This window comes from Streptomyces qaidamensis, assembly GCF_001611795.1.
Taxonomy (GTDB): Bacteria; Actinomycetota; Actinomycetes; order Streptomycetales; family Streptomycetaceae; genus Streptomyces; species Streptomyces qaidamensis.
Genome location: NZ_CP015098.1, coordinates 3495987 through 3510069, shown reverse-complemented (window position 1 = coordinate 3510069; position 14083 = coordinate 3495987). Strand labels below are relative to the sequence as shown.

Here is a 14083-nt window from a genome sequence, read left to right as displayed (position 1 = left end):
TCGGGGCGCCGGTAGGGTGGCCCGGTTGTCATACGTAGCCGAGCCGTCAGGCTCCCTCGCACGAGCCGCCCGACCCCCAACGGAGACCGTGACTACCACCGCCGGCACCAGTTCCGCCTCGCACCACCTGTCCCCGGCGTTCCCCGGCCGCGCCCCCTGGGGCACCGCCAGCAAGCTGCGGGCCTGGCAGCAGGGCGCGATGGACAAGTACATCCAGGAGCAGCCCCGGGACTTCCTGGCGGTCGCCACCCCCGGCGCCGGCAAGACGACCTTCGCGCTGACGCTGGCCTCCTGGATGCTCCACCACCACGTGGTGCAGCAGGTGACCGTGGTGGCCCCGACCGAGCACCTGAAGAAGCAGTGGGCCGAGGCCGCCGCCCGCATAGGGATCAAGCTCGACCCGGAGTACAGCGCCGGGCCGCTCGGCCGGGAGTACCACGGCGTCGCCGTGACGTACGCCGGTGTCGGCGTCCGGCCCATGCTGCACCGCAACCGCGTGGAGCAGCGCAAGACGCTCGTCATCCTCGACGAGATCCACCACGCCGGTGACAGCAAGTCCTGGGGCGAGGCCTGCCTGGAGGCCTTCGAGCCCGCGACCCGAAGGCTCGCCCTGACCGGTACGCCCTTCCGGTCCGACACGAACCCCATCCCCTTCGTGACGTACGAGGAGGGCAACGACGGCATCCGGCGGTCGGCGGCCGACTACACCTACGGCTACGGCAACGCCCTCGCCGACAACGTCGTCCGGCCCGTCATCTTCCTCTCCTACAGCGGCAACATGCGCTGGCGCACCAAGGCCGGTGACGAGATCGCGGCTCGGCTCGGCGAGCCCATGACCAAGGACGCCATCAGCCAGGCGTGGCGGACCGCGCTCGATCCGCGCGGTGAGTGGATGCCGGCCGTGCTGCGGGCGGCCGACCAGCGGCTGACCGAGGTCAGGAAGGCCATCCCGGACGCGGGCGCCCTCGTCATCGCCTCCGACCAGGACTCGGCGCGTGCGTACGCCAAGCTCATCCGGGAGATCACCGGCAGCAAGGCGACCCTCGTGCTGTCCGACGACTCCGGAGCCTCCGAGCGGATCGACGAGTTCAGCGCGAACAACGACCGGTGGATGGTCGCGGTGCGGATGGTGTCCGAGGGCGTCGACGTGCCGCGGCTCGCGGTCGGGGTGTACGCCACGACCATCTCGACGCCGCTGTTCTTCGCGCAGGCCGTCGGGCGTTTCGTGCGGTCGCGGCGGCGGGGCGAGACCGCCTCGGTGTTCCTGCCGACCGTGCCCGACCTGCTCTCCTTCGCCAACGAGATGGAGCGCGAGCGCGACCACGTTCTCGACAAGCCCAAGAAGCAGGGCGAGGAGGACCCGTACGCCGAGTCCGAGAAGGAGATGGACGAGGCGAACCGGGAGCAGGACGAGGACACCGGCGAGCAGGAGCAGTTCTCCTTCGAGGCGCTGGAGTCCGAGGCCGTCTTCGACCGGGTCATGTACAACGGCGCCGAGTTCGGCATGCAGGCCCATCCGGGCAGCGAGGAGGAGCAGGACTACCTCGGCATCCCGGGACTGCTGGAGCCCGACCAGGTGCAGCTGCTGCTGCAGAAGCGGCAGGCCCGGCAGATCGCGCACAGCCGCAAGAAGCCGGACGAGGAAGCCGACCTGCTCGAAATGCCCGCCGAGCGGCGGCCGGTCGTCTCCCACAAGGAGATGATGGAGCTGCGGCGGCAGCTCAACACGATGGTCGGCGCCTACGTCCACCAGAGCGGCAAGCCGCACGGGGTGATCCACACCGAGCTGCGGCGCGTGTGCGGGGGGCCTCCGGCGGCTGAGGCGACGGCGGGGCAGTTGCGCCAGCGGATCACCAAGGTGCAGGAGTGGGCTACGCGGATGAAGTAGCTCCTCTGCCGTGTCGTCCTCGGGTTGTGCGGGGCTTGGCGTGCAGTTCCCCGCGCCCCTTTGGGGCACGCAAACCGCCCAAACACAAGCACTACACCCAGACCCGTGCCCGGATTCTGGACGGAGCCTTCCGCTCAGCGAACCTGCTTCGCTACTGTCCCGCTACGCACACGCCCCGTGGCAGCGCCGCCGCGGAGCGCAGCCGTGAAGCGACGCGGCCCGGACAGGCCGGGCCGCCGGCCGATCGGCGGCCTCTGAAGCGCGTTACCGACGGGACTCGGTGACGCATCCGCCGACCGGGGGGCCGCCGACCTCACCACTAAGGAGTGGGCGTCGTGACCGCGGAGACCTCCCAGACGCTCGACCGGGGACTGCGTGTCCTCAAACTGCTCGCCGACACGGACCACGGGCTGACCGTGACCGAGCTCTCCCTCCGGCTCGGCGTGAACCGGACCGTCGTGTACCGGTTGCTCGCCACTCTGGAGCAGCACGCCCTCATACGCCGCGACCTCGGCGGACGTGCCCGGGTCGGGCTCGGGGTGCTGCGTCTGGGACGGCAGGTCCACCCGCTGGTGCGGGAGGCCGCGATGCCGGCGCTGCGGTCACTGGCCGAGGACATCGGCGCGACGGCGCACCTGACCCTGGTCGACGGGGCGGACGCGCTGGCCGTGGCCGTGGTGGAGCCGACCTGGACGGACTACCACGTCGCCTACCGGGCCGGATTCCGGCATCCCCTGGGCCGGGGCGCCGCCGGCAAGGCGATCCTCGCGGCCCGCCAGCACCCGATGACCGACCCCGGCTACCTGCTGACCCACGGCGAGCTGGAGGCGGGCGCCTGCGGGGCGGCCGCGCCGCTGCTGGGCGTGACGGGCGTCGAGGGCAGTGTGGGTGTGGTGATGCTGGCGGAGGCGGTGCCGGAACGGGTGGGGCCACGGGTCGTCGACGCGGCCCGGGAGGTCGCGGAGGCGCTGAGCTGACGCATGCCGGGTCGCGGGGGAGGCCCCCCGGACGCCCTGGTCCCGGCGGTCTCCCCCTCCCGCGTTAGATTGATCCCGTGTTCTCTCGCCTCACGCGCCCCCAGGTCATCGCCGTCTGCGCCCTGCCCGTCGTGGCCCTGCTCGCGACGGCGGCGCTGGCGCCGTTGCCGTTCTCGGTGGCGCCGCCGGGGCTGACGGCGAACGTGCTGGGGGAGAACAAGGGCACGCAGGTGATCACCGTCTCGGGTGCGCAGGTCCGGGACACCCGGGGCCAGCTGCGGATGACCACCATCGAGGCGACCTCCCCGGACACCCGGGTCTCGCTCCCCGACGTCATCGACAGCTGGTTCCGCACCGACCAGGCGGTCATGCCGCGCGACTCCGTCTATCCGAGCGGGGACAACGTCAAGGAGATCGAGCAGCACAACGAGAAGCAGATGAGGCAGTCCCAGGACGCGGCGACGCAGGCCGCGCTGGGGTACCTCGGCCTCGACGACAAGGACGTGAAGGTCAGCCTGAAGCTCGCGGACGTGGGCGGGCCCAGTGCGGGGCTGCTCTTCTCCCTGGGGATCATCGACAAGCTCGACGGCGACGGCACCGGCGGGGATCTGACCGGCGGCCGGGTCATCGCCGGTACGGGCACGATCGACGCGGCAGGCCGGGTCGGTGCGGTGGGGGGCGTCGCCCTCAAGACCCAGGCCGCGAAGCGCGACGGGGCGACGGTGTTCCTGGTCCCCAAGGCGGAGTGCGGGGACGCGCGTGCCAACCTTCCGAAGGGCCTGCGGCTGATTCCGGTGACCACGCTGAAGAGCACGGTGAGTTCACTGGTGGCCCTGGAGACGGGCAAGGGGTCCGTGCCGAGTTGTTAGTGGGCGGGCACCGGCCCGGGTCGGGCGGCCAGCTTCAGCCCGACTTCGACGAGGGTCCAGCCCAGGCGCGTACGGATGTCAGGACGGGGCGTCGAGCGGGGTTCGGTCTCGGCTCGGAGTTCCGCGGCGCGGGCGTGGTGCAGGGCGAGGTGGATGTCCGGGTGCATGGCGATCCTTTCAGTCGGTTCGGATCGGGAAGGCGTGTGTCTGGATGCGGACCTGCTCCACGCCGGGTGTTTTCTCGGCGGCAGCACGGTCGCGGTAGGTCTCGACCAGCGCGTGCATCTTCTCGACGAGCTCCCGTGTCAGTTCGGGAGTGAGGCTCAGGGTCGCACTGCTCATGTCCCAGGCGCGGGTCCACTCCTCCGGCCACGATTCGCGGTTGCCCAGCCAGGTCGACAGGGCCCGGGTCTGCGTGGTGGCGACCTCGTGCAGATACAGGTCCGCCGCCCCGCGGACGACCGGGTCCGAGTCGGTGAGCAGGGAGTCGTCGAAGCGGATGCCGTGGTGCGTCGCCTTCCACCAGCGTTCGCGGCCCTTGCCGTGCTCAGGAGCGTCCTCGACGAAGCCGTACTCCGCCAGTTGACGCAGGTGGTAGCTGGTGGCACCGCTGGACTCGCCCAGCTTCTGGGCCAGTTGCGAGGCCGTCGCCGGGCCGCTGAAACGCAGGGAGTCCAGCAGCTGAATGCGCAGGGGATGCGCCAGTCCCCGCAGGGATCGGGCGTCGAGTTGCCGTACAGGTGTGTTCTCGGGCTCGCTCACGATGCAAAGGTAGCGTTGCAAAGGAATGCTTGCAAGGGGTTCTTTGCAACTAGCCCTCCTTGACGAACCCCTCCTCCACCATCCAGTCCAGCGCCACCTGGTGCGGATCCTCCCCTTCCACATCCACCTTCGCGTTCAGCGTCCGCGCCACGGAGTTGTTCAGCCTCGCCGTCACCGGGTTCAGGACCTCCGCGATCGCCGGCCACTCCTTCAGGGACTTCGCGTTGATCATCGGCGCGGCGTTGTAGTTGGGGAAGAACTTCCGGTCGTCGTCCATCACCGCCAGGTTCATGGACTTGATGCGCCCGTCGGTGGTGAACACCTCACCGAACGTGCAACTGCCCTTGTACGTCTGGGTGTAGATGATCCCGGTGTCCATCTGCGTGATGTTCCGAGCCGGGACGTCCATGCCGTAGGCCTTCTGCATGCCCGGCAACCCGTCCGCCCGGTTCGCGAACTCGACCTCCACGCACAGCTTCACCGCCCCCGGATCCGACTTCGCCAGCTTCGCCACCTCCGACATGGTCTTCGTGCCGTACTTCTTGGCGTTCTCCTGGTTCATCGCCAGGGCGTACGTGTTGTCGAGCTTCGACGGCGGCAGCCAGACCAGGCCGTTGCCGGCGTCCTCCTTCTTCACCGCCTCCCACTGCTCCTGCGGATCGGTGATCGGCCTGCTGTGCCCGAGGTAGGTGATCCAGGCCGTGCCCGTGTACTCGTACCCGGCGTCCGCGTCGCCCTTGCGGACCGCCTCGCGGCTGCCGATGGAACCCTGGATGCCGGTGCGGTCGATCACGTCCGCCCCGGCCGCCTCGAACGCGATGCCCATGATCGAGCCGAGGATCAGCTGCTCGGTGAACGACTTCGACGTCACGGTCAGTTGCGCGCCCTTCAGCGGCTCACCCCGGCCGATCGACCCCGGCTCCACGTCGTCGGTCAGCGGAGAGCCGCTGGTCAGGCCGCAACCGGCCGCCGCCAGCAGCAGACCGGCCGCCGCCGGGCACGTACGCCGCCTCATGGCTGCAACCCCCGCGGCCGCAGCAGCAGTTCGGCGATCGACGCCAGCCAGTCCACCAGCAGCGCCAGCACCACCGTGAGGATCGACCCCAGCACCAGCACCGGCATCCGCTGGTTGGTGATCCCGGTCGTGATCAGCACACCGAGGCCGCCGCCCCCGCCGAAGACCGCCAGGGTCGCCGTACCGACGTTCAGGACGAGGGCCGTGCGCACGCCCGCCAGGATCAGCGGGACCGCGAGCGGGAGTTCGACCCGGGTCAGCACCCCCGTGGGGGACATGCCGATGCCGCGGGCCGCCTCCAGCAGGGTCGGGTCGTTCGCCTTCAGGCCCGTGATCGTGTTGGAGAGCACGGGCAGGATGGCGTAGACGATGATGCCGATCAGGGCGGCCCTGCGGCCGATGCCCAGCCAGATCACCAGGAGGGCCAGCAGGCCGATCGCCGGGGTCGCCTGACCCATGTTGGCGAACGCCATCGCCACCGGGGTGGCCCTGCTCATCGCCCCGCGGGTCAGCAGGACGCCCAGCGGGATCGCGATGATCAGCACGAAGAACGTGGAGATCACGGTCAGCTCGATGTGCTGCCACAGCGCCTTGGTCACCTGGCCGCCCGACAGGGCGTTGCGGGTGAGCGCGTCCAGATCGGCCTGCTGGAACCACAGCCAGGTGGCGAGCAGCACGGCGATCAGGGCCACCGGAAGGAACGTCAGCTTCTGCCAGGTGAGGCGTGACGGCCGGCGCTCCGGCGGGGGCGCCTCGGACTCGTCGAGGGGCTCGGAGGTCTCCTCGACCTCCGTGGCGGTCACCGCTGCCCTCCCGGGCCGCTCACGGCCGCCGGACCCGCGGCCCCCTCCTGCTCCGCGTGCGTCTGTGAGGCCCGCAGCGACTCCAGTTCGTGCTGGTGCTCCATCGCGTCGAGCCGGTCGGCCTCCAGCATCTCGTGCACGGAGTTGATGAGGGTCTCCATGTCGACGACGCCCGTGTACTCGCCGCGCCGCCCGGTCACCGCCACCCGCCCGGCGTTGTCGGTGAGCACCGCCTCCAGCGCGTCCCGCAGGGTGGCGTCCCGGGTGACCGTGTCGTGCACCAGCGTCCCGGCGCGGGCCAGCGAGCCCCGGGCCCGCATCAGGTCGCCACGCCGCAGCCACTTGTAGGGGCGGCCGCGCCGGTCGAGCAGCAGGATCTCGTTGCTGCCGCTGGTCCGCAGCCGGTTGAAGATCTGCTGCAACGGGTCGTCGACCGTGACCGTCGGATAGTCGGTGATCTCCACGTCCCGTACGCGGGTCAGGTTCAGCCGCTTCAGTGCCGCACCGGCGCCCACGAAACCGGACACGAAGTCGTCGGCCGGGTTGGTCAGGATCGCCTCCGGGGTGTCGAACTGCGCGATGTGTGACCGCTCGCGCAGCACGGCGATCCGGTCGCCGATCTTGATGGCCTCGTCGAAGTCGTGGGTGACGAAGACGATCGTCTTGTGCAGCTCGTGCTGGAGCCGGATCAGCTCGTCCTGGAGGTGGTCCCGGGTGATCGGGTCCACCGCACCGAACGGCTCGTCCATCAGCAGCACCGGCGGATCGGCGGCCAGGGCCCGGGCCACGCCCACGCGCTGCTGCTGCCCGCCGGAGAGCTGACGCGGGTAGCGGCCGCGGAACTCCCCGGGGTCCAGGCCCACGAGGTCGAGCAGTTCCTCGGTCCGTTCCCTGATCCGCGCCTTCGGCCAGCCGATCATCTTCGGGACGATCCCGATGTTCTGCGCGACCGTCATGTGCGGGAAGAGCCCGGCGGACTGGATGGCGTAGCCGACCTTGCGGCGCAGCTTGACCGGGTCCATGTCGGTGACGTCCTCGCCGCCGATGCGGATGCGGCCGCCGGTCGGCTCGATCAGCCGGTTGATCATCTTGAGCGTGGTCGACTTCCCGCACCCCGAGGGGCCGACGAAGACGACGACCTCACCCGCCTTGATCTCCATGCTGACGTTGTCCACGGCCGGCTGCGCACTGCCGGGATAGCGCTTGGTCAGGCTCTCCAGCGCGATGGACGCGCCGTGGTCGCCGGTCTCAGGCACGGATCCCCCTGGGAATGGTCAGCCGTCCGATCAGGACGTACGCGGCGTCGAACAGCAGGGCCAGAACGATGATGCCGAGCGTGCCCGCGAGGACCTGGTTGAGCGCGTTGGCGCTGCCCAGCGAGGCCAGGCCCCGGAAGATGACGTTGCCCAGGCCCGGTCCCGAGGCGTACGCGGCGATGGCGGCGATGCCCATCAGCATCTGGGTGGAGACCCGGATCCCGGTCAGGATCGGCGGCCAGGCCAACGGCAGCTCTACCCTCAGCAGCCGGGCCGGGCGGGACATCCCGATGCCCGTGGCCGCGTCCACCAGCGTCGGGTCGACGCCGCGCAGCCCGACGATCGCGTTGCGCACGACCGGCAGCAGCCCGTACAGCGTCAGCGCGATCACCGTGGGCGGCACGCCGAGGCCCACGAGGGGGATGAGCAGACCGATCAGGGCGAGCGCCGGCACGGTCAGGATGGTGGCGGTGGTCGTGGTCGCGAGGTTCCCGGCCCATTCGCTGCGGTAGCCGGCGACGGCGATCAGCACCCCGAGCAGGGTCGCCACGACCATGCACTGGAAGACGGCGCTCGCGTGCTGGTAGGCGTCCGTGAGCAGCTGCTGGTGCCGGTTGACCAGGTACTCCCAGAAGTTCACACGCGCTCACCCCACGACTCAGGTCTCCTCCGCGGCCTGCTCCACGAGCGGGATGATCCGCAGCGGAACGGGGTTCTCCATGACGATCGCCGTGGAGGCCCGGACGATGCCATCAAAACCGACGACCCGGTCGATCACACGCTGGAGATCGGCGTTGGAGCGGGCCACGAGCCGGCACAGCATGTCCCCGGTGCCGGTGGTCGTGTGCAGCTCCAGCACCTCCGGCACGGTCGCCAAGTGGGCCCGTACGTCCGGCCCTTGCCCCTGCCGGATCTGCAGCGTGGCGAACGCCGTTACCGGGTAGCCGAGCGCGGCCGGATCCACCTGCGGGCCGAATCCGCTGATGACTCCGTTCGACTGAAGCCGGTCCAGCCGGGCCTGCGCGGTGCCGCGGGCCACCCCCAGCCGCCGGGACATCTCCAGCACCCCGATCCGCGGCTCCCTGGCGAGCAGCAGGATGATCCGGCCGTCCAGATGATCGATCGCCACAGCAGCCTCCCGGCATGGTCATCCTGTACAGAAGGGCCGCCGATACGGCCGTATTGCTGAACAGATTGCCCAGTCAAAACGCAAACTATTGCGCACCTTGCCGAGCGGGGAGACCCTGCGGCTATGACGCAGACCACACACCACACTCCCGACACCGCCCGGCAGGCCGACCCCTTCCCGGTCAAGGGAATGGACGCGGTCGTCTTCGCCGTGGGCAACGCCAAGCAGGCGGCGCACTACTACTCCACCGCCTTCGGCATGAAGCTGGTCGCGTACTCCGGACCGGAGAACGGCAGCCGCGAGACCGCGAGCTACGTGCTGGAGAACGGCTCCGCCCGCTTCGTCCTCACCTCGGTCATCAAGCCCTCCACCGAGTGGGGCCACTTCCTCGCGCAGCACGTGGCGGAGCACGGCGACGGCGTCGTCGACCTCGCCATCGAGGTCCCGGACGCGCGTGCCGCCTACGCCTACGCCCTGGAGCACGGCGCCCGCTCGGTCGCCGAGCCGTACGAGCGCAAGGACGAGCACGGCACGGTCGTCCTGGCCGCCATCGCCACCTACGGCGAGACCCGGCACACCCTCGTCGAGCGCTCCGGCTACGACGGCCCCTACCTGCCCGGCTACGTCGCGGCCCAGCCGATGGTCCAGCCGCCCGCCCAGCGCACCTTCCAGGCGATCGACCACTGCGTCGGCAACGTCGAGCTCGGCCGGATGAACGAGTGGGTCGGCTTCTACAACAAGGTGATGGGCTTCACGAACATGAAGGAGTTCGTGGGCGACGACATCGCCACCGAGTACAGCGCGCTGATGTCGAAGGTCGTCGCCGACGGCACGCTCAAGGTCAAGTTCCCGATCAACGAGCCGGCCATCGCCAAGAAGAAGTCCCAGATCGACGAGTACCTGGAGTTCTACGGCGGTGCGGGCGTGCAGCACATCGCGCTCAACACGGGCGACATCGTCCAGACGGTCCGCACGATGCGGGCGGCCGGCGTCGAGTTCCTCAACACGCCCGACTCCTACTACGACACGCTCGGGGAGTGGGTCGGCGAGACCCGCGTCCCGATCGACACCCTGCGCGAACTGAAGATCCTCGCCGACCGCGACGAGGACGGTTACCTGCTGCAGATCTTCACCAAGCCGGTCCAGGACCGTCCGACCGTCTTCTTCGAGATCATCGAGCGCCACGGCTCGATGGGCTTCGGCAAGGGCAACTTCAAGGCCCTGTTCGAGGCGATCGAGCGCGAGCAGGACCGCCGCGGCAACCTGTGACCCGGCCCGACTCCTAGTCCGTGCGGGTGTCACGGGGCACCCGCACGTCGGTCTCCGGGTGGTGGCAGAGCAGTCACCAGCGGGAACGAGAGTGCTTGTGGAGGACCCACTCCCGCTCGGTCCCTCCCGCTCGGTCTCCAGGAACGGTTCCCACCGATGGCCCCCGGTGGGACCCTGTGATCATGAGCCGTAGCGAAGCGCCCCGCTCCGAAGACGCAGACGCCGCAGCGACCGGCGGCCTTGTCGACTCCCTGCTCAGCGGCCTGCCCGCGGAGGCCGTCCTCACCGACCCCGACGTCACGGCCTCCTACGCCAACGACATGGCGAGCTTCTGCCCCGCCGGCACCCCGGCCGTGGTCGTGCTGCCCCGCACGACCGAGCAGGTCCAGCACGTGATGCGCACCGCCACCGCCCTGCGCGTCCCCGTCGTCCCGCAGGGCGCCCGCACCGGGCTGTCCGGCGCCGCCAACGCCTCCGACGGCTGCATCGTGCTCTCCCTGACGAAGATGGACCGCATCCTGGAGATCAACCCGGTCGACCGTATCGCCGTGTGCGAACCGGGCGTGGTCAACGCCGCCCTGTCCCGCGCCGTCGGCGAACACGGCCTGTACTACCCGCCGGACCCCTCCAGCTGGGAGATGTGCACCATCGGCGGCAACATCGGCACCGCCTCCGGCGGCCTGTGCTGCGTGAAGTACGGGGTGACCGCCGAGTACGTTCTCGGACTGGACGTGGTGCTCGCCGACGGGCGCCTCATGTCCACCGGCCGCCGCACCGCCAAGGGCGTCGCCGGCTACGACCTGACCCGCCTGTTCGTCGGCTCCGAGGGCTCGCTCGGCATCGTCGTGCGGGCCGTCCTCGGGCTGCGCCCCAAGCCGCCCGAGCAGCTGGTGCTGGCCGCCGAGTTCGCCTCCGCCGCGGCGGCCTGCGACGCCGTGTGCCGCATCATGGAGGGCGGCCACGTCCCGTCACTCCTCGAACTCATGGACCGTACGACGGTCAAGGCCGTCAACGCCATGGCGCAGATGGGCCTCCCCGAGAGCACCGAGGCCCTGCTCCTGGCCGCGTTCGACACCACCGCCCCCGCCGCCGACCTCGCCGCCGTCGGCGCCCTGTGCGAAGCGGCCGGTGCCACCCAGGTCGTCCCCGCCGACGACGTGGCCGAGTCCGAACTGCTGCTCCAGGCGCGGCGGTTGTCGCTCACCGCGCTGGAGGCGGTCAAGGGCGTGACGATGATCGACGACGTGTGCGTGCCGCGCTCCCGGCTCGCCGAGATGCTCGAAGGCGTCGACAAGATCGCCGGAAAGTACCAGCTCACCATCGGTGTCGTCGCCCATGCGGGGGACGGCAACACCCATCCCACGGTCTGCTTCGACCCGGCCGACCCCGACGAGTCCCGGCGCGCCCGCGAGTCCTTCGACGAGATCATGGCCCTCGGCCTGGAACTGGACGGCACCATCACCGGCGAACACGGCGTCGGCGTCCTGAAGAAGGAGTGGCTCGCGCGCGAGATCGGCCCCGTGGGCATGGAGATGCAGCGGGCCGTCAAGCAGGCCTTCGACCCGCTGGGCATCCTGAACCCGGGCAAGCTCTTCTGAGCCCGGGGCCCTCACTGGGCGAGCAACTGGTCCAGCTCGTCGTCCAGCCCGAGCTGCTCACCCTCCGTCCCCGGCGGAACCACCCGCAGCGTGCGCTCCAGCCAGGCCGACACAGCCGTCGCCGGAGCCTCCAGCAGGGCGTCCCCGTCGGGTGAACTCAGCGCCATCAGCACGACGCTGCGCCCCTCGGTCTTCGTCGGCCACACCCGCACGTCCCCCTGCCCGCACGGCCGGAACACGCCCTCGACCAGCAGGTCCCGGGCGAACGTCCAGTACACCGGGTGCTCGGTGTCGATGTGGAAGGTGACGTGGACGGCGTAGGGGTCGTCCGTGAGGTACCCGAGCCGGGCCGGCACGGGGATCCTGCGCTCCGGTGACAGGACGAGTTTCAGCTCCAGTTCCCGCTCCACCACGGTGTGCACGGCGGTCTCCCTTCTCCTGACGGCTGCCCGCGAGGGCCGGTCAGGAGGAGAGAGCGGGCGCGGGCCGCGGCATTACGCGCCTTCCCGGAAGTTTTTTCGCAGGGGGATCCGCCGGAGCCGCGCGGTGCGTAGCACATCGGTGCTCGAAAGGGGCGGGTCCGGTGGGAGCGGCGGTGGGGCTTGCGCACGTCTGATAGATGTGGAGGCCCCCATTTGGCCCCCGAGCAGATACGGGACGACGGACATGAGCGCCCCAACCCCGGCCCCCGGTGACGACAGGCCCCGCGAAGGGTATTACCCGGACCCGTCCATTCCTGGATATGTCCGGTACTGGAACGGCGCTTCCTGGGTGCCGGGCACCAGCCGTCCGGCACCCCGGGACGGCGAGTCGCTCGCGCCACCGCCCGGAGCGGGGGCGGCGCAGCCCGCCTCGGTCGAGGAGACCGGCCCGCACTTCTTCGACGAGGACCCGGTGGAGGAGCCGTCCGAGCCGCCGTCCGCCGCCGACGCCCAGCACGGCAGCCGTCCCGAACCGGCCTCCGCCTGGGGCGCGGACCGCTCGCGTCAGTCCGGCTTCGGCGGCGACCAGGACCGCCGTGTCTCGTGGGGCGCGCCGCAGGGGGCGCAGGGCGCCGACCCGAGGGTGTCGCCCGCCGGCCTGCGGCCCGACGGGGAGGCCGCCCGCACCGACGGCACGGCGAACGTCCCGCCGGCCGACCAGGAGGCGAACGCGGCGGCGGGGGGCAGCACGTTCGTGTTCCGCCGCCCGGCGGGGCAGACGGGACAGCCCGGGGGAGGGGCCCCGGCCGGTGCCCCCGACGACGGCACGATGACGTTCCGCGCGGCGTCCCCGCGCACGGGTCCGGCCGGCGGCGGCCCGAAACCGTCCGTGGGGCCGGGGGGTTCGGACCGCGGGGCGGCGGGTTCCGGCGGAAACTCAGGCGGCGCCGGCTTCGGTCCGGCGGGATCGGGCGGCGGCGCGGCGGCGTCCGGCTTCGGAGGGCAGGGCGGGGGCGCTGGCTCCGGTTTCGGGCCGGCGGGGCCGGGCGGCGACTCGGCCGCTTCGGGTTCCGGCGGGCAGGGCTCAGCAGCCGGTTCCGGCTTCGGGCCGGCCGGCCCGGGCAGTGGTGCGGCGGCGTCCGGCTTCGGCGGCCGGCCCGGGGCGGCGGGCGCGGGTCCGTCGGGCCCCGCGTTCGGCGCGCAGACCGGGCCGGCCGGTTCCGGGAGCGGTTCCGCGGGGCCCGGCTTCGGCGCGGGCAAGGCGGCCGCCGCCCGCGCCTCCGCCGCGCAGCCGGGGGCCGGGAGCGCGGCGGCCCAGGCCCCCGGGGCCGCCCCGACGGCGCTGTCCGGACCCCAGGCGGCGCCCGTCGTCCCCGCGCAGTCCGGCGGGCCCGGCAGCGCCCAGCCCGGCGCCGCGGCCTCCTCCGGTACGCCTCTCAGCGCGGGCCCCGGCGGCGGCCAGTCCTCCTGGGCGCAGCAGGTGCACCGGCTCGCCGGAGCCGGCGGCGGTGACGAACAGCCCGTCACACCCTGGAAGCCGCCGGTCGAGGACGTGTTCCAGGCGGCCGCCCGGCGCCAGGCGGAGGCTCGCCCGGCCGGACTCGGCAAGCGGCTGGTGGCGCGGCTGCTGGACACCGTCGTGCTCGCCGCGCTCACCGCCGCGGCCGCCGTCCCGCTCGGCACCAGGGCGATCGACCACGTCAACGAGAAGATCGACGCGGCCAAGCTCTCCGGCGAGACCGTCACGGTCTGGCTGCTCGACGGCACCACCTCGATCTACCTCGGCATCATCCTGGCCGTGCTGCTGCTCGCCGGCGTGCTCTGCGAGGTGCTGCCCACCGCCAAGTGGGGCCGCACCCTCGGCAAGAGGCTGATGGGCCTCGACGTCCGCGACATCGAGGGCCACGACTCGCCCGACTTCGGCGCGGCCCTGCGCCGCTGGCTGGTCTACAGCGTGCCCGGGCTGCTCGTCGTCGGAATCGTCGGCGTCGCCTGGTGCCTCTTCGACCGGCCCTGGCGCCAGTGCTGGCACGACAAGGCCGCACACACGTTCGTGGCGGGCTGACTCCCTCGGACGGCCTTCCGCCGGATGCGG

Annotated in this window: 14 protein-coding genes; 6 read left to right on the top strand and 8 right to left on the bottom strand. The window is 71.4% G+C overall.

What is annotated here, in order from left to right; genetic code table 11:
- Positions 1–88: 88 nt before the first annotated feature.
- From A4E84_RS15430 to A4E84_RS15420, 3 genes are all read left to right on the top strand, one after another.
- Entirely contained in the window at positions 89–1888 is a 1800-nt protein-coding gene (locus tag A4E84_RS15430; RefSeq protein ID WP_062927136.1) for a DEAD/DEAH box helicase, read from the top strand.
- 335 nt (positions 1889–2223) lie between these two features.
- Positions 2224–2865, top strand: coding sequence for an IclR family transcriptional regulator (locus A4E84_RS15425; RefSeq protein ID WP_062927135.1), 642 nt, complete (start codon positions 2224–2226; stop codon positions 2863–2865).
- Positions 2866–2942: 77 nt separating this feature from the next.
- Positions 2943–3734 (top strand): S16 family serine protease, encoded by a 792-nt coding sequence (locus A4E84_RS15420; protein WP_062927134.1) that lies wholly within the window; start codon positions 2943–2945, stop codon positions 3732–3734.
- Here the strand turns inward: A4E84_RS15420 and A4E84_RS43440 are convergent.
- The 7 genes from A4E84_RS43440 to A4E84_RS15390 are packed head-to-tail and all read right to left on the bottom strand — an operon-like array spanning position 3731 to position 8699.
- Positions 3731–3901 (bottom strand): hypothetical protein, encoded by a 171-nt coding sequence (locus A4E84_RS43440; protein WP_167455409.1) that lies wholly within the window; start codon positions 3899–3901, stop codon positions 3731–3733. The two genes, A4E84_RS15420 and A4E84_RS43440, sit on opposite strands and share 4 nt — an antisense overlap.
- 10 nt (positions 3902–3911) lie before the next feature.
- Positions 3912–4499 (bottom strand): ArsR/SmtB family transcription factor, encoded by a 588-nt coding sequence (locus tag A4E84_RS15415; RefSeq protein WP_418082260.1) that lies wholly within the window; start codon positions 4497–4499, stop codon positions 3912–3914.
- 46 nt (positions 4500–4545) lie between these two features.
- Entirely contained in the window at positions 4546–5511 is a 966-nt protein-coding gene (locus A4E84_RS15410) for a glycine betaine ABC transporter substrate-binding protein (protein ID WP_062927133.1), read from the bottom strand.
- On the bottom strand, positions 5508–6314 hold the full coding sequence (locus tag A4E84_RS15405; protein ID WP_062927132.1) for an ABC transporter permease: 807 nt from the start codon (positions 6312–6314) through the stop codon (positions 5508–5510). Before A4E84_RS15405 ends, A4E84_RS15410 begins: the two co-directional genes overlap by 4 nt.
- Positions 6311–7570, bottom strand: coding sequence for a betaine/proline/choline family ABC transporter ATP-binding protein (locus tag A4E84_RS15400; RefSeq protein ID WP_062927131.1), 1260 nt, complete (start codon positions 7568–7570; stop codon positions 6311–6313). Before A4E84_RS15400 ends, A4E84_RS15405 begins: the two co-directional genes overlap by 4 nt.
- Complete coding sequence (locus A4E84_RS15395; RefSeq protein WP_062927130.1) at positions 7563–8210, bottom strand: ABC transporter permease; 648 nt, start codon at positions 8208–8210, stop codon at positions 7563–7565. The genes A4E84_RS15400 and A4E84_RS15395 overlap by 8 nt, the downstream gene beginning before the upstream one ends.
- An 18-nt stretch (positions 8211–8228) precedes the next feature.
- Positions 8229–8699 (bottom strand): Lrp/AsnC family transcriptional regulator, encoded by a 471-nt coding sequence (locus A4E84_RS15390; RefSeq protein ID WP_033308172.1) that lies wholly within the window; start codon positions 8697–8699, stop codon positions 8229–8231.
- A gap of 123 nt (positions 8700–8822) precedes the next feature.
- On the opposite strand from A4E84_RS15390, the gene hppD reads away from it, so the two are divergent.
- Together hppD and A4E84_RS15380 are read left to right on the top strand one after the other, a co-directional pair.
- Positions 8823–9968 carry a 4-hydroxyphenylpyruvate dioxygenase gene (hppD, locus tag A4E84_RS15385; protein WP_062927129.1) on the top strand — a complete coding sequence of 382 codons (1146 nt, stop codon included), beginning with the start codon at positions 8823–8825 and terminating at the stop codon, positions 9966–9968.
- 176 nt (positions 9969–10144) lie between these two features.
- A complete protein-coding gene (locus A4E84_RS15380) occupies positions 10145–11566 on the top strand; it encodes an FAD-binding oxidoreductase (RefSeq protein ID WP_062927128.1) in 1422 nt (473 codons plus the stop codon).
- An 11-nt stretch (positions 11567–11577) separates the two neighbouring features.
- On the opposite strand, the gene A4E84_RS15375 is transcribed toward A4E84_RS15380, so the two are convergent.
- Positions 11578–11988, bottom strand: a complete 411-nt coding sequence (locus tag A4E84_RS15375; RefSeq protein WP_062927127.1) for an SsgA family sporulation/cell division regulator — start codon at positions 11986–11988, stop codon at positions 11578–11580.
- Positions 11989–12232: 244 nt separating this feature from the next.
- On the opposite strand from A4E84_RS15375, the gene A4E84_RS15370 reads away from it, so the two are divergent.
- A complete protein-coding gene (locus A4E84_RS15370) occupies positions 12233–14053 on the top strand; it encodes an RDD family protein (RefSeq protein WP_079128974.1) in 1821 nt (606 codons plus the stop codon).
- Positions 14054–14083 lie beyond the last annotated feature (30 nt).